Genomic DNA, 26,421 nt, shown 5'->3' on the forward strand with positions numbered 1-26,421 from the left:
AATATGATGCACACCGTGGAGGAATCGGAGATTGAAGAAACATGATGGGGAAGACGAATTTGATAGCAACGCGTACCAGATGAAAGAGGAAGGGGTTAAAGATGTCGGTGGGCAAGTCCGGTTGTATGATCGACATTCAATTCATAACATGGATTGGCCTGATACCGAGGATGCAAGATACGCACAGGCTTACCTGGAGCCGATGATGACGCTCGGGACGACAGAATACATGACTAACGTGAACACCACGTTGCTCCTTGCCCGGATTGACAATCTTGTGTTGCCAGTGACCGTGAATGAAGAGGAATATAATAACGCTTATGTCTGTTCGCCGTATACCCATTATGTGCGGTATGCGAAGCAGGAACTGACTATGCTACAGAAGCCGGTGTTGGAAAAAGGACTTTCCCTGTTGCTCACTTTCATTGGCTGGGGTATGAAAAAATCCCGGATCAACAAAGTTGTACATGTGAACAACTGGCTGTTTTCAACTAACCTGTATCCTGCCATGACTAGCGAGCAGGCAATACATATCTTGACAGCAATAAGGGAGCGTTATCCGCAACATACGGTGATCTTCCGTTCTTTGAGTTCCAAACTTCACACGAACCTGATAACAGGGCTTCAGGAAGCGGAATGCCGCTGTATACCGAGCAGGCAGATTTATCTCTATCAGGCGGATGATCCGAATTTCGGCAATGCCAAGTCGCGCTGGTTGCTCAAACGGGATCAGGTACTACTGGGTAAGCATGGTTATGAGCTGGTGTCTGGTGCAGATATTACGGAAGCGGATATCCCGCGAATTGTGGAACTGTACCGGATGTTGTATCTGGAAAAGTACTCCTATGACAATCCGCAATTCAGTGAGCATTTTATTGCTACAGCTAGAGCGAACGGCATATTAAGTCTGCATGGCTTGCGCAAGGAAGGGCGATTGGATGCAGTGATGGGTTACTTCTGCCGCAATGGGGTGATGACCACGCCGTTGTTCGGCTATGATACAGATGTTCCCCAGTCTGTCGGTCTGTATCGCATGTTGTCCGCTTGTCTGATTGAACAAGCCCGTAACAACGGCATGTTGTTGCATGAGAGTGCTGGTGCAGCGCAGTTCAAACGGAATCGCGGCGCGATAGCGGATTTTGAATACTCCGCAGTATATGACCGGCATCTCTCATTCCGCAGACGGTGGTGCTGGGCATTACTAGACCGATTGTTGAACAGCATAGGCGTGCCACTTATGCGCCGCATGAAGCTGTAATGTAAAGTTCTATTCCAGATGCTCAGCAAGCTGCACTTCAAAACCATCTGGGTCTGCAATGTACATAAAACGCAGACGTGGGTTCGGCTGCACAGGTTCGCGTAGGATGGGAATGTTCATCTTGGCCAGACGCTCCATAGCTGCTTCAAGTGACGTTACTTCGTAACCAATGGAGATACCAGCCTCAGGCTGTAGTACCTGCTCACTACCTTCGATTAGTTCTAGTGAGGTCTCGCTCTTCTCACCCAGACCGAGCATAGCAATCTGCCGTCCACGGCTTTCGAATCTGCGCTGCACGGTAAGCCCGAGCACATGGTGGTAGAAATGAACTGAGGCTTCCAGATTACGCACGCGCAATGTAATCCAATTTAGTTTGATTAACATACTTATTCTCTCCTTCTGTTTTGCTCCATGTCGGTTTATGTTTATTATACAAGAAGAAAGCCGCTTTACCTGATTTTATTGAAAAAATTTACAAAAATATATATGTAAGCGTTATTTCGAAGTGTATAATACAAGTTAAATTGAGAGGAGGAATGAAATGAAGACGAAGACAATAAAAAAAATGAGTTCAACCCTGCTGGCAACGATGATGGTAATGACGATGGTCCCTTTCCAGCAGGCCGCTTTTGCGCAAGAGCAGCAGATCGAGCAGGGGGTAAGCCCTGGAGCTACAGCGGTTTCGCAGCAGAACCTTAAAGTGCTCAATACCGATTTTGAGGATGGAACACTTCAAGGCTGGCTTCCGCGTGTTGGCAGCGAGAATATGACGGTTTCACAGCAGGCAGCGCATCAAGGAACTCGGAGTATGCTGGTAACAAACCGTCAGCGCTCCTTTCATGGGCCGATGCTGAAAATGAAAAGTCTGTTGAAGCCTAATTCTACGTATAACATCTCGTTTTATGTCAAGCTAACGGAGAAACCTACTACAGATCAGACGATTCAGCTAACAGCTTACAAGAAGAATGGGGCAGAGAGCTGGAACATGCTGGACAAGGTCACGATTCCCAAAGATGACTGGCAACAATGGCATAAGGTTACGGCCACGTACCAATACAGCGATAACCCTGAGGAGCTGAACTTTTTTATTGAAACACCTTATATCTCCGATGATACGGTAGATACTTTATCATTTTATGTGGATGATGTAACGATTGAGGAAGCTGCACCACTCGCTATTGAGACCGATATTCCTTCCTTGCAGGATCTGTACCAGAGCGAGTTCCCTATAGGCGCCGCTGTGTATCGCTGGCAGCTTGAAGGGGCTTATGGTCAACTGTTATCCAAACATTTCAACAGCTTGACGGCAACATATGAGATGAAACCGAAGTTTGTCTCCCCATCCAAAGATGTGTATGATTTTAAAGCTTCAGATGAATATGTGGACTTTGCACAGCAACACCAGATGGGTTTACGTGGACATGCCTTGCTCTGGCATGTTGATGCAGCGGAGTGGATGTTCAAGGATGATCAGGGCAATCCGGCAAGCCGAGACCTGCTGCTTAGTCGGGTTCAGAACTACGTGGATACGGTCATGAAACGATATAAAGGCAAAATCTACGCTTGGGATGTCGTGAACGAAGCGATTGCGGACAGTAACGGGGATGCGAACGGCATGCGCAAAAGCCCGTTCTACGAGCTGATCGGCCCGGATTATGTCGAGAAAACGTTTGAATTCGCCCGGGCAGCTGACCCGGATGCGAAATTATACTATAACGAGTATTACACGGAAATTCCTGAAAAAAGAGAGCATATGTATCAGCTGGTTAAACGGTTGAAGGAAAAAGGACTGATTGATGGTGTGGGCCTGCAATCCCACTATAATCTCGAATCTCCGCCAATTGACGAAATTGAGAAAACAATTAATCTGTTTGCCGGTCTAGGACTGGATATCCAGATTACCGAGCTGGATGTGGACAGTGGTATTCCTTATGGCGAGGAGCTGCCTCAGGACGTGGCGGTGAAGCAGGCCTATCGTTACAAAGAGCTGTTTGACCTGTATCAAAAGCATAGCGATGTCATCTCATCTGTGACCTTATGGGGTCTTCAAGATGAGAAATCCTATAACAATCAGGCATTTTTGTTTGACTCAAATCTGCAATCCAAACCGGCCTATTGGGGGTTAGCTGACGAATCAAGTCTGCCTGTACTGACGCAGCGTGCGGTTACCTTGTCCGGTACACCGAATACGAAGGCAGCTACCCAAGATCCTCTATGGAACAAGGCTGTTTCTACAGCATTAAAAGGCAATTCAGGCACAGCGTCCTTCCGTACGCTATGGGATAACAATAATCTGTATGTCCTGGTTGATGTGAAGGATACAACGAAACACTCGAAGGACAAGGTGGAGCTGTTCGTTGATTTGAACAATGGCAAAACCCCCGTCTATGAGGCAGATGATCGACATATCACGATAACCCGTGCAGGCAAAGTAACTGGAGCGAAGAACTATCGCGTTCGTGAAGCGGCCGGCGGATATCAGGTTGAAGTATCCATACCATTAACGAATGCACAAGGGGCACTTGCACGTGAAGTTGGCCTCGATGTGCGGGTGACGGACGGTGGGAATAACAGTTCAGAAGGGCAGCAGGTTCTGTATTGGAATGATCGCACATTATCCCAAGATCAAGACACAAGCAAATATGGCGTTATTCAGTTTGCAGGTATGCCTAAGTCTGCAAAAGCGCTGCAAGGAACAGTAACGATAGATGGTGAGAAAGATGCAAAATGGAATAAGGTTACTCCATTCCGTATTACACCACTGAATCAGAGCGGGGGAGCATCAGCTGAGGCTCGTGCGATGTGGTCTGGTCAGGATCTATATCTGTTCATTGATGTCACAGATCCGCAAATTATAACCAACGCCACCGATCCGTGGGATCAGGACTCGGTCGAGATTTTCCTGGATGAAAATCATCAGCGCACGCCTTTCTTTCAGTATGATGATGCCCAGTTCCGAATCAGTGCAGATAACGTGGCTACGTTTGCAGGCAGTGCCTCACCCGCGCGTCTTGAAAGTGCTGTGAAGAAAACGGCCAAGGGGTACCAGGTGGAGGCCAAGATCAGATTCCAATCCCTCGTGCCGAAGGCAGGTCAAGTGATGGGATTTGAGCTTCAAATTAATGATAATCAAGGAAATAACAACAAGAGCACAGCGAAATGGAATGATCGCACCAATGATAGTTGGAAGAACACTTCCCAGTATGGCATTCTGACGTTTTCAAAATAAACCAGTGAATGACCATGGACTAGGCTAAGAATGATAGGCAACAAGGAGTAGTCATTCATTAATCAACACAGCAACCCCCAAACTTTGCGAGATGATCTCGCGAGTGTTTGGGGGTTTTGGTCTTTGGATTTTTGGGATAAGCCGATTTTATTGGATCAGATTCACAGCGCCTTGTGGTACAAAAGCCTCTACGCCGTTATACACAATTACGCCTTCAAGTGCTGTCTTTTTGCCGTTCACAAGTGCGATATTTTTGTAGATTTGCAATTCAAGTTTGGTGTTGCCTTTCGCTACGAGAATCTTCGGATTTTTAACATCCGTCAGGTCCAGTTTGTACGTTGCACCTTTAGCTGTAAACGCCTGCTTGGCAGGTACGAACAATTGCTTGCTAACACTGTCCAGATCAAGATTGAGTACGCGTGCCATGTATTTGGCTACATCCGTGTTGTCAATAACACCGAATGGACGATCATTGTTAGGGGCATACGTATAAAGTACAACGTCTCCGCCCGTGTGTCCACCTGTTGTCCAGCCGATACCGGCACGCTTACTGATCATTGGGCCTACCACATAGTTCAGGCTACCTGGCTCGGCGGCTTTAATGGCAGCAACCTCTTCGGAAGTCAGATCCGAAATACCATAATATTGTTTCATCACTGCTTTGATGTTGGTACGTTTCGCATCCAGCTTTGCCTCGACGCCTTCACCTGTCAGCTTGGCCTTCTTCAGTGGCCCGATAAACGTGGACAAAGGTTCTTTGTCATACGTGCTTGTTGTAGCTGCATTACCGATCGTAAGTCCACCGTTCTGATGGTCAGTTACAGCAACAACGGCGGTTTGTCCGTCCGCTTTAGCGAAATCCATTGCTACTTTTACAGCATCATCAAAAGCAAGCACGTCGCTGATAATCCCAATCGGATCATTGGCATGAGCAGCCCAGTCTACCTTGCTGCCTTCGACCATCAGGAAGAAGCCGTCCTCGTTTTTGGAGAGCACTTCAATCGCTTTGGATGTCATCTGCGCCAGACTTGGCTGCTTGGCAGGATTACGATCCATGTTGTATGACATTCCTGCTGGAGAGAACATGCCCCACAGTTTGTTGGAAGTAGATGCTTTCATCGCCGCAGGTGTAGTTACATAATCGTAGCCGAGTGCTTTGATGGAGGCAATGAGATTGTTACCATCTTTGCGACCAGCGGGTTCCAGATATTTACTGCCGCCGCCCAGTACAACATCGATGCCGTTGAAGACCTGTTGTTTGCTGAGTGCGTCGTAGTTTTTACGGTCAGGATAATGGGCAGAGAAGTCTGCCGGTGTAGCATGCATAATTTCGGATGTAGCTACAATCCCCGTTGCTTTACCCGCAAGTTTGGAAGCTTCCAATATGGAAGCAACAGGTTTTCTTTCGTCCCCTTTTGCAATCGGTTTTTGTCCAGGCATGGTGGCCTTATCCGGCAATACACCGACAAAACCGGTATGAGATTTATGTCCTGTGGCAAAGGCTGTTCCTGCAGGAGCCGAGTCCGCAATCGGCGCATCCGCGGAGTGTGTACGCACCATACCGCTTGCCATGGAATCAATGGTCAGGGACGAGCCTTTGTACCAACGAGCCAGTGCAGTGGCATCATTAGCCATACCGTCAGGAATAATAATGATTACATTTTTGATCGGTGAAGCAGAAGTTGTTGAAGTACCGTCTTCCACAGCCCAGGCTGCGCTAGTGCCTCCCAGCGTAGCCGTAACAATGGTGGTGACCGCGAGCATCATTTTGGCTGCACGAGCATTAAAGCGATTTAACATGAACATCCTCCTAATAAATATGTATAGTTTATCTAGAACCCAGTGTATAGGGCAATTGCTAAAAGAACGTCTGCTTTAGGTTAATTAATTGTAAAAATTACGATTATAAGTCAAAGCTTACATAATAGACGAACTGGACAAAACGATGAGCACTCTTGTATGGTAGGATGAAATCGGACATGCGGAACAAAAGTCCAATGGTCATTTTGAGGTGGTTCATAATGAGAGAATGGTCAGAGGCCATTCGGTGGTGGAATGATAAACAAGTGAAGCTTATCGATATCCGCCATAATGTAATGCATCCGGGGCAGGAGCTTACGACAACGATTTTGCCGGCACGGGCTTTTTTAATCATGAATAAGGGTGAAGCAGACATCCAGTTCGGGAAGGACAGGTTTACATCGGATCAGACAGTCATTTTACATGGCGAAAAAGGTACGTCACTGCGTATTCGCTGTATGCAGCAACCGCTGGATTATTACTTGCTTCTATATAAAGCGGGGCCGCCTGCGGTTAGCCTTGATCTGCCGGAAGATCAAAGTATACGAGGAGTACATACCTCTCCGGAAAATAGATATTATTTTACAGCAACCTACCCATTAACACTTCTTGCTATCGTTGAAAAAATGGCCGACTCTTGGTCGAGTCGAGAGGAACTGGATCGGCTGCAGGTTACGGGACTGTTCTATCAGTTTGTACATGAGCAATTTCGCCAGTGGAAGATGGCGCGTGAGCAGCACGTTGAATCGCTGGAGCTTGCGGAGCAGATTAAAGCTTATATTCAGGAGCACTATGCACAGTCAATCTCCATGGAGAATATGGCTGTACATTTCCACTACAGCACGCATTATCTGGCCCGGGTGTTCAAACGTAAGTTCGGCTGCAGCCCGATGGATTATGTGGTCCAGACCCGAATCAAGCGAGCGAAAACGTTGCTCACCGAGACGGAAGCGCAGATTCGCGAGGTCGCTGAAAGTGTCGGATATAAGGATCTGTACTATTTTAGCCGCATTTTCAAAAGAACGACTGGAGAGACCCCGGCTCAATATAAGCTGCATAGTCATCGAATCAAAGGTTCAAATCGTACGAACAAAAGGTCGGAATCGTTCATTGCTGACAGGCACAAGCATGGTTATATTGGTAATAACGATAATCATTATCAATACAACACATGGAGCGTGGACGATTTGAACCTTCGTTTGAAGCCTACATTGGCGGTTAGTTTATTATTTAGTTTATCGCTGTTGCTTGCAGCATGCGGGGCAGCAACAGAGCAGCAGCCTGCAACGAGTACAGATCCGGTACAGCCATCCACTCGAATGTACACAGATGCTACAGGAAGAAAGGTTGAGATTCCAGCGCAGCCTTCCAAACCCGTTATCATAACCTATGGCGGATATTTGCTTCCGCTTGGGATGAAACCCGCAGGAGCGAATGCGGAAACGCTGGAACAATATCCGAAAGAACTGGCAGGAGTAACGGACATCGGATCAGGCAATGGTAACGTTGAGATGATCTCAGGCCTGGAACCAGACGTGATCATTGTACCGGACTACACGAATAAGGAGATCGTAGATACGTACGCGAAGATCGCACCAACGATTACCGTTGCCTGGGGTGGTGACCCGGATGTCATCAATACGCTAAGAACGATGGGCGATATTATGGATCGCAAGGATGAAGCGGAGCAATGGATTACGAAGTTTGAAGAGAAACTGAAGAGTATTCGCAGTGGATTGAAGATGAATATCAAGCCGGGTACAACCGCCATGTCCTTTGTAATCTACAATAAAGAGGTATTGCTTGGGGGCGAAGGCGGTACGTTGGGCAAGCTGATCTATGAGGATTTTGGATTTTCGATGCCTGAGCAGTATAAAGCCTATTCGGATGGCGGAACGGTGCTTTCCTTGGAAAAGCTGGCAGACAAACCAGCCGACTACTTCTTCACCCAGATGGATGATGAAGAGATGGATCAGATGATGGAACTGTTTGAGGAACCGGTGTATCAGAGCATTCCCGCGATCAAACATAATCGAATTATCAACGTATCCCGGAACTATTGGAACTATGGGCCATATCTGGCGGATAAGGGTCTGGACAGTTTGATTGAGCAAGTGAAGAAACTGCAAGAGTAATATGATGGATAATCAGCCACAACGGCTTAATCTCCAAGTTAAACCATGAATGAATCCAAGCCGATTCGTTCATGGTTTTTTGGGGGGGGGGAACTAGAATGGGGGATGTCACAATATTGTTCATCGCATGATATAAAAACATTGCTAGCGCTTTCATTTTGTGTTAATATCACGATAATAACAGGATTGTAACCGAATTCAGGGCAAGACCTGTTCCAGTTCATTCGCTTCATTTTGGAAAATTAGGCGATTGATTGCGTTTTGCTAGAGTAACCATAATTCAATACCATACCTCATTATTCTCAGGATTGTTACGTATCGCAGGCAAAACCTGAATTGAGGGCGACAGACCATGTGCTCCTAACGTCTGTTTGCCTTTGATTCAGGTTTTTTTATATAAAAAATCTGCCTGAAAGCCATAACCAAAGGGTTGCAGCAATTCATGTCAGTAGAAGGGAGGACAGCTCTTCCATTCATCCACGATCAAGAAATAGAATGTTCCAAACCTTGGAATACTGTATTCAAAGATGCGATATTCTTAAACTATTTTTCCTATCATACACGACTAGACAGCGAGGAGATTAAACCAATGAAAAAAATGAAACGTTCTATTGCAGTAGCAGCGATTCTCAGCTTGTGTCTATCGGGTCTACCCGCATATGCAGCAGGAAATACAAGTGCGTCTTTGTCCCCGGCGATGGACAAGCTCGTTCAAGCAGAGCTTATTCGCGGGAATGGACAGGGTGTGAACGCAGCTTATCTGAGTAAACATGCGACACGCATTCAGGCCGCAGTGCTTTACTTGCGTTTGTCGGGTCTGGAAAAGGAAGCACTTGCCTATCAGGGAACCGAAACGTATACGGATGCCGCTCAGGCAGGTAAAGTGTTGCAACCCGTCGTTGCATATTTAAAACAACATCCTTATCTGGCTGGCGTAGTCACGGAAACAGAACGTTTTGCACCTAATGCACCGCTGACGGCAGAGGAATATGCAGCCCTGATGCTCAAGCTTCTTGGTTATGAAGCAGGCACGGATTATAAATCAGGAGAAGCTTCCGCGTTTGCGGCAAGCCAAGGCATCAAAGCCCTCCAAGGTAAAGGGACGGCACAGCTGACTAACCGTCTGATGGCAGAAGCCACGGCACAGGCATTGCAGGCTCAGCTCAAAAATGGCACAGGCACGTTGGAACAATTCTGGTCAAAACATAAACAGGCGGGGGCGTTTAAACCGCAAACGTTACAGCAAACAAAATATGGAGCCATCGATGGTAAAGCCTATGACCAATACGGAACACTTGGCTGGCTTGGCGTTCCCTATGCAGCACCTCCGGTAGGTGAACTGCGCTGGAAAGCGCCACAAGAACCGAAGGCTTGGACGGGCACAAGAGAAGCCAAAGAGTTCGCGGCAAACAGCCTGCAAATTTCCGGTAAAACGACAGCAGGGAGTGAGGATTCCTTATATCTGAACATCTGGCGCCCGAATACAACAAGCACAAAACTGCCGGTGATGGTATTCCTGCACGGCGGCGGTAATATGACCGGTTCAGGCAAGGACTTTCAGGGGGAACAGTTAGCACGCAATACCAATAGCATCATTATCTCGGTGAACTATCGTCTGGGGGCGCTTGGTTTCTTCCAGAATACTGCACTGAAAACAGGTAATGCTCTTGATGATTCCGGTAACTATGGATTGCTTGATGCATTCCGTGCATTAGAGTGGGTTCAGGATAATATCGCAGGTTTTGGTGGGGACAGCGGAAACGTGACACTCGCGGGTCAATCTGCCGGGGCACGTGATGTTCTGGCAACACTAATCTCTCCGCTTAGTAAGGGACTGTATCAAAAGGCGATTGCATTCAGTGGTGGTTTGACGACAGCTTCACCTGAAGCAGGGCAACAAAAATCCGAGGATGCCATCGTGAAGCTGCTTGTGCAAGAGGGCAAAGCGGCAAATGCAGACGAAGCCAAAGCCTGGATTGGCAAGCAAACGCCAGCACAGCTCGAAACCTATCTGCGTGCATTGCCTGCGGACAAACTGGTGACTGTATTTGGCGCAACGGCCATCCGTATGCAGCCATTCCCTCATTTGTTCCGTGATGGTACGGTGATTCCAAAAGAAGGTTTTGATGCGATCAACCATGGAAAACATGCCAAAGTCCCTGTGCTGCTCGGCAGCCTGGAAACCGAATTCTCGGCTTTTGCTTTTGGTGATCCAAACTTTGCTCCATCCATCGGGGATGGAACATTGCTCACAGATCAGACGAAAGCAGCTCAATATGCTGCTGCGATTAAATACGGCAGCGAGGCATACGCGGGCTTTAATGCGGAACGTGTAGCCGAAAAGTTAACCAGTGCAGCGGGTCAGCCGCCAGTATATGCATATCGTTTTGCATGGGGGACCCAGCCTGGAGTCATCTCGGAATATCTGCAGACGATACTGGGCGCTCCGCATGGTGCTGATATGGACTTCTACACAGGGAAAGCAGCGGGTATTGCAGCTTACTTCCCTGAAGGTTACTTCAGTGATGTCAACAAACCAGGCCGGGAGCAGTTGTCTGCTGCGATGGCAGCTTACCTGAAGCAGTTCCTGTACACGGGCAATCCAGGCACGGGTGGAACGTCTGCGCTTGCTGCATGGACACCATGGACGAAAGATGCCAAGGCACCGATTATGCGTCTGGATGCCAATAATACAACCGCCGAGATCGGCATGTCCTCTCAGTTTAATCAGGGCAAAGAAGCGGTGATGGCCAAGATGAAGAAAGAATTGCCCGAAGAGACATACAAACTGTTGACGGAGAAAGTGTTTGCAGGTCGTTTCTTCTGGGAGTAATGAAATTGTTCACGAATTAATCTAAAATGAGAATGAAGGACAGGAGATCGTTGCTCCTGTCCTTTTTCTGTTTCTTTTATACGAGTAGATAAATACCCTTGACTTTCCCCTGCACGGGAGACTGTATACTCACGATAAGTTAATGGATTGGAGATGATAACTTGTTCAAAATCAGTACATTTGCCAAGCTAAGCAAGCTTTCTCTGAAAACGCTGCGCTATTACGACCAGATCGGTATCCTCAAGCCGCGTAAAGTAGACGAGGATACGGGCTACCGATATTATTCTGCAGATCAGTTGCTCGAACTTAACCGAATTCTGATTTACAAGGAATTGGGCTTTACATTACCGCAGATTGCACAATTGCTTCAGGAAGACATTTCATCTGACCACATTCAAGGCATGTTCAGACTGAAAAGAAGTGAAATACAGCAAATGATTGATGTAGAGCAAGCCAAACTTGCCCGCATTGAGGAGCGTATCCAGCTTATGGAGAGGGAAGGGCAGCTAGAGACGGGGCAGGAGATCAGAATCAAGGCCGAGGTTGCACAGACATTCTTGTTCTATAGAGCAAATGGGGGAGAAGGACGCATTCCGGAGCTGCTTCATCATCTGGATTCACTGTTGACCAAAGACATGCATCAATGGATACAAGGCCCACAGGTCGTTTTGTGGCGAGAGGTAGATGGAAAAGAAGACGAGTTCGAGTTTGAAGTCGGTTACTTCTTAACGGGTGAGCCTGCGGCTGTTCCCGAACCGTTTCAGCTGAGAAATCTGCCGCCGGAACCGATGGTTGCTTCCATGGCGTTTCATTCGCATTCGAATTTTGATGTGGCAGCCTGTGTACATTTAGCGCGATGGATTGAGAAAAACAACTATCAGATCAAAGAGAACGAACCGGGGAGAGAATACTATTTGCCCTTATCCCCCGAACAGGATGCACAATACATTGAGATCCAGATTCCGATTACCGCAGGTAACTAAAAGGCATAAATGGAAATGAACATATAGAAGATGGAGTGAGAAGGATTGAAAAATAAAGGAACGATCTATATTCTGGCACTGGCCGTGTTTCTGATCGGCACCATTGAATACATTATCACCGGAATCATTGAGATGATGGCTACGGATCTTGGCGTATCTACGGCAGAAGCGGGCTTGTTGGTGACCGTATTTGCCCTTGCGGCTGCCATTTTGGCTCCAATTCTAATTGCTGTAACAATCAATACCGATCGCAGGAAACTGCTGCTGCTGACCTTTGGGGTGTTTATTGCCAGCAATGGCCTCATGATGTTTGATCTTTCATACGAAACGATGCTCTGGATACGGATTATTCAAGGGGCAAGCGGAGGCATGACAACCGTTGTTGCCATGGCTGCAGCGACAAGGCTTGTGGAAAAGGAGAAGCGAGGCAATGCGATCGGCATCATTCTGATGGGGCTTAGTAGCTCATTGGTGCTAGGCGTGCCGATCGGTACATTTTTTAGTGAAATGTTTGGCTGGAGAGTCCTGTTTATGGTCATTGGTATCCTGAGTATTGTTCCATTTGTGATCATCTATCGAAGGGTTCCAGGAATCAAAGAGGAAGAGAAAGTGACGATTGGCATGCAGCTCTCCATGCTAAAAAATAAAGCGGTTCTAATCGCGCTGATGGTGACCTTGTTATATGTGGGCGGCTACGCTACGTTGTTCACGTATATTACGCCATTTTTGCAAACGACTTCGTCCCTTTCCATGACCGAAATTAGTCTCATCTTATTCCTGGCGGGCATTTGCAGCTTTATGGGTTCCAAACTGGGCGGACAATTGGCTGATACCAAGGGATCAAAATTCACGATTTTGCTCGGACTGGTGCTGCAAGGCGTAACTCTTCTTTTATTTGCTCTGACAGGAGCACATCTGATCTTGCTGATCCTGGTTCTGATGATATTTATGTTAGCGACGTGGAGTATTTCCCCTGCTCAGCAATTATATCTGGTTACATTGGCACCTCGTAGCCCGGACATTGCATTAAGTGTGAATACATCCTTTATTCAATTTGGCTTTGCCATGGGCTCCGGGTTAGGTGGGCTTGTCATTAACAAGGCCTCTGTTCTGAATTTAAATTGGGCAGGCTTTGTTGCGGTAGGTATAGCATTGGTGTTAGCCGTGTTTCAGTTTAGGGGAGCAAGCAAGAGGAAGGAAAATATCTCTGGACAGAACCTCAATACGCAGTAAGCTAAGGGCGGAGCATCGGGGATTAGTCAGACAAAGTCAGAAGGTCAGAAATAGTCAAAATAAATGAAAAAACGATCTATTTTTATATATTGAACCAAGATGACAGATCATCGCTTTATATCACCTAAAATCGGCTTTGAGCCTTTAGGCCATCCTGAATACAATAATAGATGTAAGCAACAACTAAACCCAACCACATTTAAGGAGATGATGTTCATGTTTGATCTGATTCCATTTCGCAGAAGAAATGAAGACCCGTTCGGACAGATGCTGAAATCCTTCCATGACATGGTTGACACCTCATTCTTCTCTTCGTTTGGGAACGGTATGCAGCCATTTCGCACCGACATTCGGGAGGAAGAAGGCAAGTATCTGGTTGAGGCCGAGCTTCCGGGCATCGCCAAAGAAGATATTGATATTCAGGTGCAAGGCAATGAACTCGTCATTCGCGCCAAACGTAATGAACTGGTCGAACAGAAGGATGACGAAGGCCGAATGATTCGCCAAGAACGTCGTGCCGGGGATTTTGTGCGCCGCTTCTACGTGGATCGCATTGATGAGGAACATATCAAGGCACGGCTGGAAAACGGGGTGTTGAAGCTGGATATTCCCAAACGCCCAGGCGATGAGCAGACACACAGACGCATCCAGATTGACTGATAGTGAACAGAGTTATCGGGTGAAAAGTATAATAAAGGTCGTAAGAAAAGGACTTAACATTCTTTAACGGATGTTAAGTCCTTCGTTTATTTTGTATAGATCTTATTCCTCGGCAGCGGCTTGCATAAGAGCATAAATTTTACGCGTTGTATTCACATTTCTAACGGTCATGTAGGAGTAAATCTTAGAGCCTGCTAATTTATTCATGCCGCTTCGAGTTGCTTCCTCTCTGCTAACCGAATACAGGAGGGCACCAGGCACATAAATGAGCGTTCCGATCCCTGGCTTAAGAGGCAGTTTTTCCAAAATATCAACGTTGTTCATTTCATCCCACAAAAAGAGAACATCACTTTTGGCCTGATCATCATTCGTCCAATCGGAGGGCAGAGCCTGCATGACAGAGGTCATCTCATTCATATCCCGCACCAGCACTTTAATTTGCAAGCCGAAATCCGCGGCAATGGCCTGTTCAAGAATTTCGGATAATTCGGCATGGGCATCGGTTCGTTCCTGATTATCGGCGAAGATGATGTTACCGGAATTGATGTAAGTGACCACCTTGTGCATACCCGCCTGTTCAAACGTTTCCTTGAGCTGTTTCATGCCGATTTTGTTATTGCCGCCTACATTAATGCCCCGAAGTAAAGCTACATAGATCATCTATACATCCTCCTAAGACTAAGGCGTGTCTTGAAACACACCCTAGAAAATAAAATTTTAAAAATGAAAAACGCTACTGACATACTGTTGGCAAGAGAGAGGTTCTATAATCAAGATACACATTAAGAAAGCGAGGTTATTTATAAGATTTTAGTAATCTTGAATTAACCCATATTAAGGAGGATTTTATTCGTATGTCAGTCATTGGACCCGATTTCATTTCTCTTCAGGTGAGCAATCTTGAAAGCTCGGCCGAATTTTACCAGAACAATCTCGGATTGGTACGCTCACTAGCCGGACCGCCCCATGCAGTGGTCTTTGAAACAAAGCCCATCGCGTTTGCTCTTCGTGATCTTATGCCAGGGGTAGAACTTGGTTCAGGCAATCAGCCGGGCCTTGGTGTGGCTCTGTGGCTGCATGCGCCTGATGCGCAGGAAATCCACGACAAGCTTCTCGCAGCAGGTGTCAAGATTACATCCGCGCCAATCGATGGACCCTTCGGGCGTACCTTCACATTCGCTGACCCAGATGGTTATTTCGTTACGCTTCACAGTAAAGCCTGATATGCTCCCCAAGTAGTACACAGCCGGAATGTAAATGCTGTTACTGTGAGGGGAGTTTTTTAGTCCCCGATTGTTGATTCAAACTTCCCCGATTACCTCAAAATGATCATAAAGATAGATATTCGAAAAGGTGTTTCGTATGTTCCTGTCCGAGCACCTTCTCTAATTTTGGTCCCACCTCGGTAAGGTATTCCGGTTTCGTTTCATAGGTCTCTTCGTCCTTTACTTCTCCTGCCAACAAACGTGAAGCTTCAATCAGAATGGCAAGAGCATTAAAAAAATTGGCGAGAGAATCCGCAATAGGTTTCGGTTCTCCACGCTCAAACGAGGCATAGACAGGAGAATTAGGAGCTTCCGTGTCTACAATAACGGGATCATCATTCACATTGGCGATGACGATATGATTGGGTGACCACGAAGCGGATTCCTCGTAAGGTTCCTGCAAACCGATCCAGCGAAACCCCAGCTGCTGACGATGCAGATGCTCGGGGGCAACGAAAAAGAACAGAGCGGCATCGCCGATTTCCACAGCGGCGCTCTTCATTTTCAGTGTTCCTTCGGCTTGAGCATCTACCATCCCGTAGTGACTATAGAGATACTCAAGCTCCGGCGAAAGAGAAATACGCTTATCTATTTCAGGCTGAACCGGAAGTGCCCGAGGCCGGAGATCGTGATTTTGAAAAAGCCCGTAGGCTTCATTATATAAGTCTTGTTGTTCTACAACACGGGTTAAGGCTGCATTCAGTGATTGCATGATATTTCGTTCCTCCTGATTGGTGGTTATAAACCTTATTTTATATCAAGATGGCAGAAGATTACATCTTCATATCAGCCAATATATAAGTCCCAACAAGATCGTTTGTCATTCTCATGAGCGTAAATGTTAATATTTTTAACCCTAATCCCAACATTTTCCGATATAATATTCTGATAAACTAAAATTATAATCTCTCTGAGAGGTGAGTGAGATGAACGTTGACGTCCTTGTACGCAACAATGTAAATATTATGGGAACGGGCAGTCAGACAATTGTGTTTGCACATGGTTTCGGATGTGATCAGGATATGTGGCGACATATCGTGCCTGCTTTTTTTGAACAGTACCGCATTGTTCTCTTTGATTATGTAGGCTCGGGACAGTCGCAAATTAAATATTATGATGCTCTAAAATATAATGATCTCCATGGGTATGCTCAGGATGTGCTGGAGATCATGGAAGTGCTGGGACTTCGGGACGTGATCTTTGTTGGTCATTCTGTTAGCAGCATGATTGGTATGCTTGCCTCCATTCAGGCACCGCATCTTTTTAAAAATATTGTCATGCTGGGGCCTTCTCCGCGATATCTGAACGATATGCCTCATTATTTCGGTGGATTTGAGAGGCGGGATATTGATGAGCTGCTGGAGATGATGCAATTGAACTTTATCGGCTGGGCAAGTTATTTGGCGCCTATTGTGATGCAGAACCCGGAACGTAAAGAACTGACCGAGGAGTTGGAAAAGAGCTTTTGTTCCCGTGATCCGCACATCGCCCGGCAATTTGCTGAAGTAACGTTTCTGTCCGATTGCCGGGTCGAACTGGATTTGGTGTCCGTGCCCTCCTTGATTCTGCAGTGCTCAGATGATAGTATCGCTCCTGTGGAAGTGGGAGATTATCTGCATTCCCATCTGAAGAACAGCAGGTTACAGCAGATGAATGCCAAAGGGCATTACCCTCACCTGAGTGAGCCGGAAGAGACGATTCGATTGATCAAAGATTATCTGGCGAGCGCATAACAAGCAGAAGAAAGGTTATTCATTATGGACATTCAATTAGATACGGCACCTTGTGGATATTTTTCGATATCGGATTCAGGCGTGATTCTGTCAGTAAATCAAACTTTATTAAATATGATTGGGCGCGAACGGAATGAGTTGGTGGGCAAACATATTGAATCGATCATGTCCGTTACCAATAAAGTGTTTTTCCATACCTATTTCTATCCGTATATTCAGTTGTACGGTCATGTGGACGAGATGTATTTTTCGTTTCGCAATGGCGAGCAGGAAGATGTTCCGGTATTGCTGAACGGGGTGCGTCAGATGCGGGACGGGCAACAAGTGGTGGATTGTGTTGTGGTGATTATGCGCAAACGGATTGAGCATGAAAAGGACATTTTGAATACAAAAACCAAGCTGCAGGAGTTATATCAGGCAACACATGAAGCGAATAAGGAGCTGGAACGTCTGCACGAGGAATATAAAATTAAAGAGCAGGCACTGATTAAAGTGAATGAACAATTGGAGACAATGGCCTCCACAGACTTGTTGACAGGTCTCAAGAACCGGCGGTTTTTCCAGGAAAAAATGGCTCATCGTCTATCACTCTATCATAAAGAAGAGCAGGAGTTCTCCCTGCTTGTGATGGACATCGATCATTTTAAGAGTATTAACGACACGTACGGGCATCCCATCGGTGATCTGGTCCTGGGTAATTTGGCTGGACTGCTGTTATCTATCTCGCGGGAGATCGATGTGGTGGCACGTTACGGCGGTGAGGAATTTGTTATCATTCTCGCGAATTGCGGAGAGGAGCAAGCCATCAGCATTGCTGAACGTTATCGTGCACAAGTTGCTTCGGCGGATTGGGGGGAATATCACGTTACGGTGAGCATCGGTGCGGCAACGATCTCGGCAGCAGACACGGAGTTATCCTTGTTTCAAAAAGCAGATGATGCGCTCTACGCGTCCAAGACAGGCGGACGAAATCGGGTAACGCACTCCGCTAATTTGATTCAGCGTTAAACGGCTCAAGCAGTCAAAGGTTAAATTTCGGTGGAGTCGGTTGCTTACGTCCCTCGATGATTCAACAGCTTGACAGCAATTTTCTTCCAAAAAACGGATCAGCAGGCAGAGAACTTTTGCTTGCTTGATCCGTTTTTTTATTGTTGTTGATTCACCCTTGTTTTGGAGGCAGGAGATTGGCCGATATTGAACGTGCAGTCTCTCGTTGTATCTTCATGGGTGAAAGGAGAGCTGATGAAGTTTAGGCGTTATGGAAGGCAATGTCTATCTCGGGGCCAGGTAGCCGTAGGATATGGCCGGAGAGCCTGCCCGCAGGCGATAATCCTCCTTAGCACTGTTCACAAACGCCGGGTTCATGTAGCGTGAGTGTGTGTCTTTGCCTGTTCCTTGTTGGTACGCAGGCAAGCCGGAATAAGTTTTATTTTTCCAAACCCAAAGGGCATCTTCCGCTTCACCGGCAATGTAATAGGCATTGTGATCAAATACATTACTCTTGTTGCTTGTAAACTCGTTGTACATCAGTACGCCGGATTGGCCAGCAGCAACGATGTTGTGTGTAAAGGTATTGTTTCTGGTATGAGATTGGATCAGAAGCTGTCCGTTGCCCGCGTTTAACGTATCATTGTCCGCGAGTGTATTGTACATAATTTTGCTGTTTTCCGTTGCCCCCCGATCTTCATCGTAACCGCCCATAGCGATACCGGTTAGTCGATTGGCATAGATCAGGTTATCTCGAACGGTGATGTTACTGGTGGAACGACCGGCGTGCTCCGAGGCTATCTCGATTCCGATATCATTCCGGTATACTTTGTTGCGATCTATGATATGCTGGGTGCCGCCGTCCACGTAGATCCCTCCGGCCGAATTACTTTTATTTGGAAGTGGAAGACCGTAAGATGGATTGTGGGTTGATGTGATGTTGAAAATGGTGTTGCCGCGAACGATACCGTTTCTCGCCCGATCATACGTGTCATCCTCTGAAATGCCCTCATATCCAATCAGATCAATGCCGATGTTGTCCGTATCATGGATGGTATTGTTTATAATGGCGAAGGTATCGACATTACCATTAACCGCAAGTGATTCGCTGGAACCTAACACGAGGTCATACAATTCGTTATCTTTAATCACGATATTGCGTAGGGCCTGAGGATGCTCAGTGCCATATACGGCAATCCCGTGTGCATCTCTGCCTTGTAAGTCAGCGCCTTTTGGTGTGGCCCGGTTAGCTATAGCATGTATTTTGTTGCCGAGCAGCTGCACGTTCTCACCCTCTCCATGAACATAGATTCCTACAGGAACCTGTCCCGTTTGAGTGGTGGAAAAGCTGCGAATCTCTAGGTTTTGGATCGTCACATGGCTGACGTGTGCCAGTTCAACCATGCCTTCTACGCCGTGGACGGGAAGCCCTTTACCCTCCAGGATGGCTTTCTCTCCGGGATAACTGGAAAATAGAGTAGGCTTGTCTGAAGTGAGCCCGCTGCGGGTTATTTTTACTTTCTGCGGATACACGCCCTTGCGTAAATAGATGGTACTACCGGGAGGGGCATGATCTGCAGCGTATTGAATCGTTTTCCAGGGAGAGTGAATCGTACCGGGATTCTTATCGTTTCCCCGTGGTGAAATATAATAGATGCTCTGATGATCAGGTGTTGTCTCGGCAGCGATTGGCTGTGGGATGGAGAAGGTCTGATCCTGGCAGCCCGAAGAAGGGATCCATGTCAGAATCAGGGCAAAGAGCAGGACTGAACGAAACAAGGATGTTCCCCCTTAGATACAATATGAAAGCTAATTATACCAGATTTGAATGGAAGAATAAGCCATGGTATGCTGTGAAAAGTCATGAAATGGAGAGGAGTTGTCGTTGAAAGATGAACAAGCTGTCTGCGAATGAATTAGTTGATCGCGAAAATCATGCCTGGAAAGAACTTAAAGAGCTTCTGGAGCAGGGAGAAAATACATATACCTATGTTCCGGCGCAACTGGAAACGGGCGAGGATACCCTATATCAGCTCCAAGTGAGCACTCGTTCCTATCTGGGAGCTGTCGCATATGAGACACAGGGCATTGTGGTGGATCATGGATGGATCACCCTGCTGGGTGCAGGTGGGGAGAGTGTGCATGGTAGTTTGACCAGCTGGAATGGATTAAGTGCTCAACCTGCAGTACAAGCATTGCCGGGTATGATGGTTGTTGCGTACGATGTGGCCGGGGGCTTTTTTGCACTGGATACCGGCAAGTTCGGTGGTACAGGACAGATTCATTATTTTGCACCGGATGCACTTGAGTGGGAATCCACAGAGCTTTCATATTCCGAGTTCATGACTTGGCTGGCTGAGGGGGATCTGCAACTATTTTACGAAACGTTTCGTTGGAACGGCTGGCAGGAGGAAATGGCACAGTTGGAAACGGGTCATGTGTTGGCCTATTATCCTCCGTTATGGACGAAAGAAGGCGGAGGAAAGAGCAGCAGTAAAACGCCAGTTCACATCACTGAAGCCTGGAAGACGGCGCTGGAAGCGAAATGACGTGAAGGCGGAGTGAGTTGAAGGGACATGGAGCAAGCTCAGAGGAGGGTGTATGTATATGAGTCACCAGAATGGCAGTATGAGTGTGACGCGTATTCAGGCTCATTATAGCATTGTTTTTCCACAGGACTATCTGAACTTTATACAGCTGCATGGCGATGATTCTTTTGATCTGATGCAGGGGAATGAGACGGAAGATTGGGAGATTCGTTTTCATGTACTGGATGACCAGTTTATCGCGAATAATGCTGCGCTTGTCGACGAAGTTAACCCTGATCCGCGGCGAGTTATTCCTATCGCGTGGAGTGTGAGCAGTGGTAACAACTATTTACTCGATTATCGGGAGAACGAAGAGACGCCCTCCGTGCTCGTCATGGAGCATGAACTGGCGATGGTGCGTGAGGATGCCGAGAGCGAAGCAGAGACGGATGAAGAAGCACAGCAGTTAATGGAGGAAAATGTGAAGCTGCTGGCTGCCAATTTCCGTTCATTTGCTTCGCTTCTCCAGGTGCGGTCATCGCATATTTAACGCAATATGGGTAGCAAAAAGGCTCGCGACAGGTGCGGGCCTTTTTGAATAAGTCAAACTTTGAACTTTAATAGTTGTATACGGACAATTGCATGAGAGAACTACGCTTTATTAGCCATCAGAGGTTACAGAGGTTAGATCACGATTAGCAAGTGAAGCGGCTTTGCTGTGCCATAAGGTCAGTCCGAGAGAGACTAGACATACCAACAGCAGGCAGCCATATACTACGTGATAGGCCTCTTTTACAGATACACCCGGTATGGCGTGAAGAAGTAGACCACACACGGCTACAGATACCGAACCACCGAAAAATTGGATCAGCTGCAACAAACCCATACCTGAACCGATCTGGTTTCTAGGCAGTACCCGCGAGGCTTCGTTGTTCAAGGAGGCCATGGATGCAGACAATGCTGGCGAGAAGAACACATAACCGCCTGTGATAATTAGAGCCGATTGGTCGAGTCCAAGCATGAACAGCACAAGAACGGCAGCCAGCATACACTGTCCAATCAGCATAAATCGCATATTGCCATACTGATCAATCCAGCGTCCGACATAGCGGGTACAGAAGGCCGAGATGATCGCTCCGGGAGCGATTAACAAGCCAATAGCAAGGGGAGAACGATGATACAGATCCGCAAGCACTAACGGCATGAGGAACAGGTTCCCGAGATTGACTACCAACACGCAGAAGCCAATGATAATAAGCCGGGTGAATCCCGGTGTTCGAAACACATTTGGGTTAACAAATGGCAACCTTGCTCTACGAATATATAGAATATGTGCAACCAGAGAGGTGATGCCGATGACAAGCCATATCCATGAACGCTGTGTAATAGCTACCAGCAGGGTAGTTGCATTAATGATGGTAAGCAGTGCGCCAGTCAGGTCAAACGGCTGCTCTTTATTCGCAGTTTCCCGTGGTAAAAAATAGACCAATACCGGCAGGGCAAGCAGCACCAGCACCGTAATCGCAAACAACCCGTTCCAGCCCATGTACTCACTGATCAGTCCGCCGACAATGGGACCAAGACCAAAGGCCATTGCACTGCCTGACGAGATGAGTGCCAGAGCCGCACCACGTCGTTCCACCGGAATATAACGACTCGCAATGACCAGACCGAGACCAGCCATAACCCCTGCTCCTGCCGATTGCAGAATACGTGTCATCAGCAACAAGGCAAAATTATGTGCGAACAAACCGAGTAAGGACGAGCATCCGAGAATCAGTAGCCCAACCGTGACCAGTTTACGTACCGGAATTCGATCGGACAAGCGGCTGTAAATCACGGTAGACAGGGCATATCCGATGGAGTAGCTGGAGATCACCCAGGAGCCGAGGTCAGAAGTGATCTGTAGATCACGAATAATGACCGGCAGCGAAACGTTAAACATGGTCGTATTCATCACTACGATGAAGAGGCAGCATGTCCAGAGCGGCATCACAATTTTTTCTTTCACGTAACCATTCCTGTCTTGTATAGAGTTATCGTATGATATGAATAAGCCTTAGCGTTATACATATTGAAGACAAAACAATATTCTATTTTACTCCTCATATGCTAATATGGCAATAGTGTCATAGTTTGCGAGGTCGCTACATAACAAGCAAAGCAGGGCTTGACCAGAATCTTGACCAGAATCAAAACAGTAGCACAGCGCAATGCGCAAAATAAAGTAACACAGGACAATTTACATGAAGGAGATTAGTTCTATGAAGCCAGAATTATTGCAGTCCCACAGTGTGTTCCCAACCCTAGATATGAAGAAAACTGCTGCATTTTATGAAGAAAAATTAAAGTTTCGGGTGGTTGAATATTTGGATGCCTTGGAGCCTCATGTCTGCCTGTACCGTGATTCTACCGAGATTATTTTAACCCAAAGCAATGGACAGAAGGTTATCCCCAACAGAGAGTTATACGGCTATGGATATGATGCCTATTTTATTACCAAACAGCAGGAAGAGCTTGAGCAGGAATTCATTGAAGCAGGTGTGACGATTGTACGTTCCTTCCATCATTCCGACTATAATAACAAAGAATTTGTGATTGAGGATATGGATGGACGCTGGATTGCTTTTGGGATCAAGCAGCAGAATTAGGAGCAGGAAGCACGTACGGTCTGATCTACTTTATCTGAAAATAGCCCTGATAAACAACCAGCGCCCTCTGAAAGGGGCGCTGGTTGTGCATCTATTCCAGGCTGTAACGCTGCAAAACATGCATAAAACGGTGTGCATCGTCACAGCCTGTAACACTAAGCCGCCGCGGTTGGTTTGCCGCGATTGCGAATCCACTTGATGATATCCATCAGGATGACGGCGCCAAGTGCGAGTCCACCTGCAATCAGGAACTCATCCCAGCCGAAGGTGTCAGGAATGGCAAAGATGCTGCGAACACCCGGAATCAGTGTAACGCCGTAAAGGCAGAGACAGACCACAATCGAACCAAGTACCAGTTTGTTGGTCAGGAAACCGACCTGGAAAATCGTCTGGGTGTTGGAGCGTGCCGCAAAGGTTTGCAGACTACGGGCCAGAATCAGTGTCGTAAACGCCATCGCAACACTGATCTCTGCGGAGATACCAAGTCCGATATACTGTGACACAATCACGGCGATACCGATCAGCACCCCGCGTGTAATAACAGCCTGTAGCGTCCCACCTGCAAAAATACCCTCGTTGATGTCTCGTGGCTTGCGCCGCATCACATCCGGTTCAGCCTTCTCCGTGCCGAGCGCAATAGCTGGTAGCGAGTCGTTGACCAGATTGATAAACAGCAGTTGCAGCGCTGTGAACGGATTGACCCAGCCGACAACCAGTGCGAAGAGGATGGCGATAATGGCGCCGAGGTTCCCGGCGAACAGGTAGGCGATAGCCTTTTTAATATTATCAAACACCATCCGTCCAACGCTGACCGCATTCACGATAGATACAAAGTTATCATCCGTCAAAATCATGGCTGCCGCATCTTTGGCGACATCGGTTCCACTTCCCATGGCTACGCCGATGTCGGCCTGTTTCAGTGCAGGTGCATCGTTGACACCGTCTCCAGTCATGGCTGCAACTTTACCTTTGCGCTGCCACGCACGCACGATGCGGATTTTATTTTCAGGGGATACCCTGGCGTAGACCGAGATATGTTCAAGCTGTTGATCCAGCTCTTCATCCGACATTTTGTCCAGCTCAGCACCGGTGATGGCAAGATCATCTTTGTCAGCGAGCCCAATGTCAATACCGATGGCCTGTGCTGTTGTTTTGTGGTCACCTGTAATCATAATGGTGCGAATGCCTGCTTTTTTCGACTCTTCAATGGAGCCGTAGACCGCCTCACGCGGCGGATCAATCATGGCGGTCAGGCCGACCAATATAAGATCGGATTCGTCTTCGGGAGCGACCTCTTTTTTGTCATCAAAACGTTTGTATGCATAAGCGAGAACCCGGAAGGCACGTTTGGAAAATGCTTCATTCTTCTCTTCAAACTGCGTCCGAATTTCAGGAGTTAACGGTTGTACTTCACCATGTATAAATACATGGCTACAGCGGCTGAACAACACATCCGGGCCGCCTTTGGTCAGCAAAGCAGTCTGTCCCTCGAACGTATGCACCGTGCTCATCAGCTTGCGATCCGAGTCAAAAGGAAGTTCGGCTTCCCGCGGAAACTGATCCCGGATTTCGTTGTAATCCTTGTTCACACTGTTGCTGAATGCAATGAGTGCAACTTCGGTGGGATCCCCAAGTTCCTTGCCCTCTTGGTTAATATTCGAATCATTGCAGAGTACGGCAATGTGTAACAACCGCCGTTCCTCTTCCGACCATGCGGCAGGATCATCAGGGAATTCGTCTTTGGTGCCGTGAGGGATGTAATAATCCACAACGGTCATTTTGTTTTGAGTAAGTGTCCCTGTTTTGTCCGTACAGATAATGCTGGCTGACCCCAAAGCTTCCACCGCAGGTAATCTGCGAATAATCGCATGTTGCTTGGCCATCTTGCTGGTACCCAGAGACAGTACAATGGTAACGATAGAGGAGAGCGCTTCAGGGATGGCAGCAACAGCAACAGCTACCGCAAACATCAGTGCATTGATCAGCGATGGGCCGATATTTTCGGTTCCTTCCGTCAGCCATACCCGTCCAGCTTCAATGGCAAAAATAAGAATCGACAGGCCGAGGATGAAAAAGCCCAGCTTTTTGCTGAATGATTCCAGTTTGCGCTGCAGTGGTGTTTCCTTGGCTTCCGCATTTTCAATCAACTCGGCAATTTTACCGATTTCTGTTTTCAATGCCGTACCTGTAATCACAATTGTGCCGCGACCGTACACAACCAGCGAACCGCTGAACGCCATGTTGCGCCGATCCCCAATGCCGGCTACTTCCTGAATGATATCGGCATGTTTCTCTGCTGCCTCGGATTCCCCGGTCAACATGCCTTCATTGATTTTCAGACTGCCGGATTCCAAAATGCGTCCGTCTGCAGGTACATAATCTCCAGCGTCCAGTAGCACGATATCGCCGGGAACGAGTTCCCGTGCGGGGAGTGACTGCTTCTGTCCATCTCGAATCACTTTAGCTTCTGGCGCAGACATCTGCCTGAGTGCATCAAGTGAGCTTTCCGCTTTTTTGGTCTGCACCACGCTAATGATTGCGTTCAGCAGAATGACGAGGAAGATGATCAGGGATTCAATCAGATGTCCAAGCACAACCTGTACAGCGGCTGCGATCAGCAGCACGATGACCATCGGGTCTTTAAAGTTTTCGAGGAACAGTCTCCAGATTGGTGTAGCGTCTTTTCCTTTTAACTCGTTATAACCTACAGATTCTAATCTCTTTGTTGCTTCGGATGTGGATATTCCATTTTCGGAACTCTGTACCTCCTGCAATACTTCCTCTGCACTGTGCCTGTAATGTTGCAATCGACCAGCTCCTCGGTACGTGATTTATATGTGTATTACCCGAACGGACAAAAATTAGAATCGCCAAGTGATGTTGTTTTTCAACATTTCATATGTAATTTGACGATAGGCTTGGACAGCATCAGCTGTCTACGTCATTATTCATAATTCCAGTGATACTTATGCGTAGCACCATTGGAATGAAAGATTTGATTTTACAGCAGGAGCCTTCGTTATGTCGTGATGCTGGTAATTGGTTGGATGATCGTCATATATAAGTTCAAAAAGGGATAATATGGGTGTTAGTTTGCAAAACTGTGTGTAATATCACAATTGTCTG

20 protein-coding genes are annotated in these 26,421 nt (G+C 47.1%); 13 read left to right on the top strand and 7 right to left on the bottom strand.

The genetic code is table 11. The features are described 5' to 3' along the window. Positions 1-31: 31 nt before the first annotated feature. Positions 32-1,258, top strand: coding sequence for a GNAT family N-acetyltransferase (locus ACUTVW_RS10385; RefSeq protein ID WP_445645718.1), 1,227 nt, complete (start codon positions 32-34; stop codon positions 1,256-1,258). A gap of 9 nt (positions 1,259-1,267) precedes the next feature. Here ACUTVW_RS10385 and ACUTVW_RS10390 read toward each other — a convergent pair whose 3' ends face one another. Next, positions 1,268-1,642 carry a VOC family protein gene (locus ACUTVW_RS10390; RefSeq protein ID WP_445645719.1) on the bottom strand — a complete coding sequence of 125 codons (375 nt, stop codon included), beginning with the start codon at positions 1,640-1,642 and terminating at the stop codon, positions 1,268-1,270. Positions 1,643-1,799: 157 nt separating this feature from the next. On the opposite strand from ACUTVW_RS10390, the gene ACUTVW_RS10395 reads away from it, so the two are divergent. Continuing rightward, positions 1,800-4,487, top strand: coding sequence for an endo-1,4-beta-xylanase (locus tag ACUTVW_RS10395; RefSeq protein ID WP_445645720.1), 2,688 nt, complete (start codon positions 1,800-1,802; stop codon positions 4,485-4,487). Between the two features lie 147 nt (positions 4,488-4,634). Here the strand turns inward: ACUTVW_RS10395 and ACUTVW_RS10400 are convergent, their stop codons facing one another. Further along, positions 4,635-6,254: an alkaline phosphatase gene (locus ACUTVW_RS10400; protein ID WP_445645874.1), complete on the bottom strand. Its 1,620-nt coding sequence runs from the start codon at positions 6,252-6,254 to the stop codon at positions 4,635-4,637. 254 nt (positions 6,255-6,508) lie between these two features. Here ACUTVW_RS10400 and ACUTVW_RS10405 point away from each other — a divergent pair, with 254 nt between their 5' ends. The 5 genes from ACUTVW_RS10405 to ACUTVW_RS10425 all read left to right on the top strand — a co-directional run bounded on the left by ACUTVW_RS10405 (position 6,509) and on the right by ACUTVW_RS10425 (position 14,131). Further along, positions 6,509-8,422 (top strand): AraC family transcriptional regulator, encoded by a 1,914-nt coding sequence (locus ACUTVW_RS10405; protein ID WP_445645721.1) that lies wholly within the window; start codon positions 6,509-6,511, stop codon positions 8,420-8,422. A 589-nt stretch (positions 8,423-9,011) separates the two neighbouring features. Further along, positions 9,012-11,255, top strand: coding sequence for a carboxylesterase/lipase family protein (locus ACUTVW_RS10410; protein WP_445645722.1), 2,244 nt, complete (start codon positions 9,012-9,014; stop codon positions 11,253-11,255). A gap of 161 nt (positions 11,256-11,416) precedes the next feature. Next, positions 11,417-12,238: a MerR family transcriptional regulator gene (locus tag ACUTVW_RS10415; protein ID WP_445645723.1), complete on the top strand. Its 822-nt coding sequence runs from the start codon at positions 11,417-11,419 to the stop codon at positions 12,236-12,238. A 45-nt stretch (positions 12,239-12,283) separates the two neighbouring features. Further along, positions 12,284-13,471 carry an MFS transporter gene (locus ACUTVW_RS10420; RefSeq protein ID WP_445645724.1) on the top strand — a complete coding sequence of 396 codons (1,188 nt, stop codon included), beginning with the start codon at positions 12,284-12,286 and terminating at the stop codon, positions 13,469-13,471. A 216-nt stretch (positions 13,472-13,687) separates the two neighbouring features. Then, positions 13,688-14,131 (top strand): Hsp20/alpha crystallin family protein, encoded by a 444-nt coding sequence (locus tag ACUTVW_RS10425; RefSeq protein WP_445645725.1) that lies wholly within the window; start codon positions 13,688-13,690, stop codon positions 14,129-14,131. 102 nt (positions 14,132-14,233) lie between these two features. Here ACUTVW_RS10425 and ACUTVW_RS10430 read toward each other — a convergent pair whose 3' ends face one another. Continuing rightward, entirely contained in the window at positions 14,234-14,791 is a 558-nt protein-coding gene (locus tag ACUTVW_RS10430) for a DUF1697 domain-containing protein (RefSeq protein WP_445645726.1), read from the bottom strand. Positions 14,792-14,985: 194 nt separating this feature from the next. On the opposite strand from ACUTVW_RS10430, the gene ACUTVW_RS10435 reads away from it, so the two are divergent. Then, positions 14,986-15,354, top strand: a complete 369-nt coding sequence (locus ACUTVW_RS10435; protein WP_445645727.1) for a VOC family protein — start codon at positions 14,986-14,988, stop codon at positions 15,352-15,354. Between the two features lie 106 nt (positions 15,355-15,460). On the opposite strand, the gene ACUTVW_RS10440 is transcribed toward ACUTVW_RS10435, so the two are convergent. After that, on the bottom strand, positions 15,461-16,108 hold the full coding sequence (locus tag ACUTVW_RS10440) for a hypothetical protein (RefSeq protein WP_445645728.1): 648 nt from the start codon (positions 16,106-16,108) through the stop codon (positions 15,461-15,463). A gap of 214 nt (positions 16,109-16,322) precedes the next feature. Between ACUTVW_RS10440 and ACUTVW_RS10445 the strand changes: the two genes are divergently transcribed. Next, positions 16,323-17,129 (top strand): alpha/beta fold hydrolase, encoded by an 807-nt coding sequence (locus ACUTVW_RS10445; RefSeq protein ID WP_445645729.1) that lies wholly within the window; start codon positions 16,323-16,325, stop codon positions 17,127-17,129. A 24-nt stretch (positions 17,130-17,153) separates the two neighbouring features. Further along, complete coding sequence (locus tag ACUTVW_RS10450) at positions 17,154-18,137, top strand: sensor domain-containing diguanylate cyclase (protein WP_445645730.1); 984 nt, start codon at positions 17,154-17,156, stop codon at positions 18,135-18,137. 264 nt (positions 18,138-18,401) lie between these two features. On the opposite strand, the gene ACUTVW_RS10455 is transcribed toward ACUTVW_RS10450, so the two are convergent. Further along, the gene (locus ACUTVW_RS10455) at positions 18,402-19,895 is read right to left on the bottom strand and encodes a DUF5123 domain-containing protein (protein ID WP_445645731.1); all 1,494 of its coding nucleotides are present in this window, start codon (positions 19,893-19,895) and stop codon (positions 18,402-18,404) included. A 113-nt stretch (positions 19,896-20,008) separates the two neighbouring features. Here ACUTVW_RS10455 and ACUTVW_RS10460 point away from each other — a divergent pair, with 113 nt between their 5' ends. Together ACUTVW_RS10460 and ACUTVW_RS10465 are read left to right on the top strand one after the other, a co-directional pair. Continuing rightward, positions 20,009-20,665 (top strand): DUF2625 family protein, encoded by a 657-nt coding sequence (locus ACUTVW_RS10460; protein WP_445645732.1) that lies wholly within the window; start codon positions 20,009-20,011, stop codon positions 20,663-20,665. 58 nt (positions 20,666-20,723) lie between these two features. Continuing rightward, a complete protein-coding gene (locus ACUTVW_RS10465) occupies positions 20,724-21,194 on the top strand; it encodes an SMI1/KNR4 family protein (RefSeq protein ID WP_445645733.1) in 471 nt (156 codons plus the stop codon). 111 nt (positions 21,195-21,305) lie between these two features. On the opposite strand, the gene ACUTVW_RS10470 is transcribed toward ACUTVW_RS10465, so the two are convergent. After that, a complete protein-coding gene (locus ACUTVW_RS10470; RefSeq protein ID WP_445645734.1) occupies positions 21,306-22,655 on the bottom strand; it encodes an MFS transporter in 1,350 nt (449 codons plus the stop codon). Between the two features lie 253 nt (positions 22,656-22,908). Here ACUTVW_RS10470 and ACUTVW_RS10475 point away from each other — a divergent pair, with 253 nt between their 5' ends. Continuing rightward, positions 22,909-23,295 carry a VOC family protein gene (locus tag ACUTVW_RS10475; protein ID WP_445645735.1) on the top strand — a complete coding sequence of 129 codons (387 nt, stop codon included), beginning with the start codon at positions 22,909-22,911 and terminating at the stop codon, positions 23,293-23,295. Positions 23,296-23,450: 155 nt separating this feature from the next. Here the strand turns inward: ACUTVW_RS10475 and ACUTVW_RS10480 are convergent, their stop codons facing one another. Next, the gene (locus tag ACUTVW_RS10480) at positions 23,451-26,102 is read right to left on the bottom strand and encodes a cation-translocating P-type ATPase (protein WP_445645736.1); all 2,652 of its coding nucleotides are present in this window, start codon (positions 26,100-26,102) and stop codon (positions 23,451-23,453) included. Between the last annotated feature and the right edge of the window lie 319 nt (positions 26,103-26,421).

It is taken from the genome of Paenibacillus sp. TSA_86.1, assembly GCF_052691815.1.

Excerpts from the sequence above, each read along its gene's own strand:
- ACUTVW_RS10390 (WP_445645719.1), bottom strand. The coding sequence starts at position 1,642 with ATGTTAATCAAACTAAATTGGATTACATTGCGCGTGCGTAATCTGGAA.
- ACUTVW_RS10395 (WP_445645720.1), top strand. The coding sequence starts at position 1,800 with ATGAAGACGAAGACAATAAAAAAAATGAGTTCAACCCTGCTGGCAACG.
- ACUTVW_RS10400 (WP_445645874.1), bottom strand. The coding sequence starts at position 6,254 with ATGATGCTCGCGGTCACCACCATTGTTACGGCTACGCTGGGAGGCACT.
- ACUTVW_RS10405 (WP_445645721.1), top strand. The coding sequence starts at position 6,509 with ATGAGAGAATGGTCAGAGGCCATTCGGTGGTGGAATGATAAACAAGTG.
- ACUTVW_RS10410 (WP_445645722.1), top strand. The coding sequence starts at position 9,012 with ATGAAAAAAATGAAACGTTCTATTGCAGTAGCAGCGATTCTCAGCTTG.
- ACUTVW_RS10425 (WP_445645725.1), top strand. The coding sequence starts at position 13,688 with ATGTTTGATCTGATTCCATTTCGCAGAAGAAATGAAGACCCGTTCGGA.
- ACUTVW_RS10430 (WP_445645726.1), bottom strand. The coding sequence starts at position 14,791 with ATGATCTATGTAGCTTTACTTCGGGGCATTAATGTAGGCGGCAATAAC.
- ACUTVW_RS10435 (WP_445645727.1), top strand. The coding sequence starts at position 14,986 with ATGTCAGTCATTGGACCCGATTTCATTTCTCTTCAGGTGAGCAATCTT.
- ACUTVW_RS10440 (WP_445645728.1), bottom strand. The coding sequence starts at position 16,108 with ATGCAATCACTGAATGCAGCCTTAACCCGTGTTGTAGAACAACAAGAC.
- ACUTVW_RS10445 (WP_445645729.1), top strand. The coding sequence starts at position 16,323 with ATGAACGTTGACGTCCTTGTACGCAACAATGTAAATATTATGGGAACG.
- ACUTVW_RS10450 (WP_445645730.1), top strand. The coding sequence starts at position 17,154 with ATGGACATTCAATTAGATACGGCACCTTGTGGATATTTTTCGATATCG.
- ACUTVW_RS10460 (WP_445645732.1), top strand. The coding sequence starts at position 20,009 with ATGAACAAGCTGTCTGCGAATGAATTAGTTGATCGCGAAAATCATGCC.
- ACUTVW_RS10465 (WP_445645733.1), top strand. The coding sequence starts at position 20,724 with ATGAGTCACCAGAATGGCAGTATGAGTGTGACGCGTATTCAGGCTCAT.
- ACUTVW_RS10475 (WP_445645735.1), top strand. The coding sequence starts at position 22,909 with ATGAAGCCAGAATTATTGCAGTCCCACAGTGTGTTCCCAACCCTAGAT.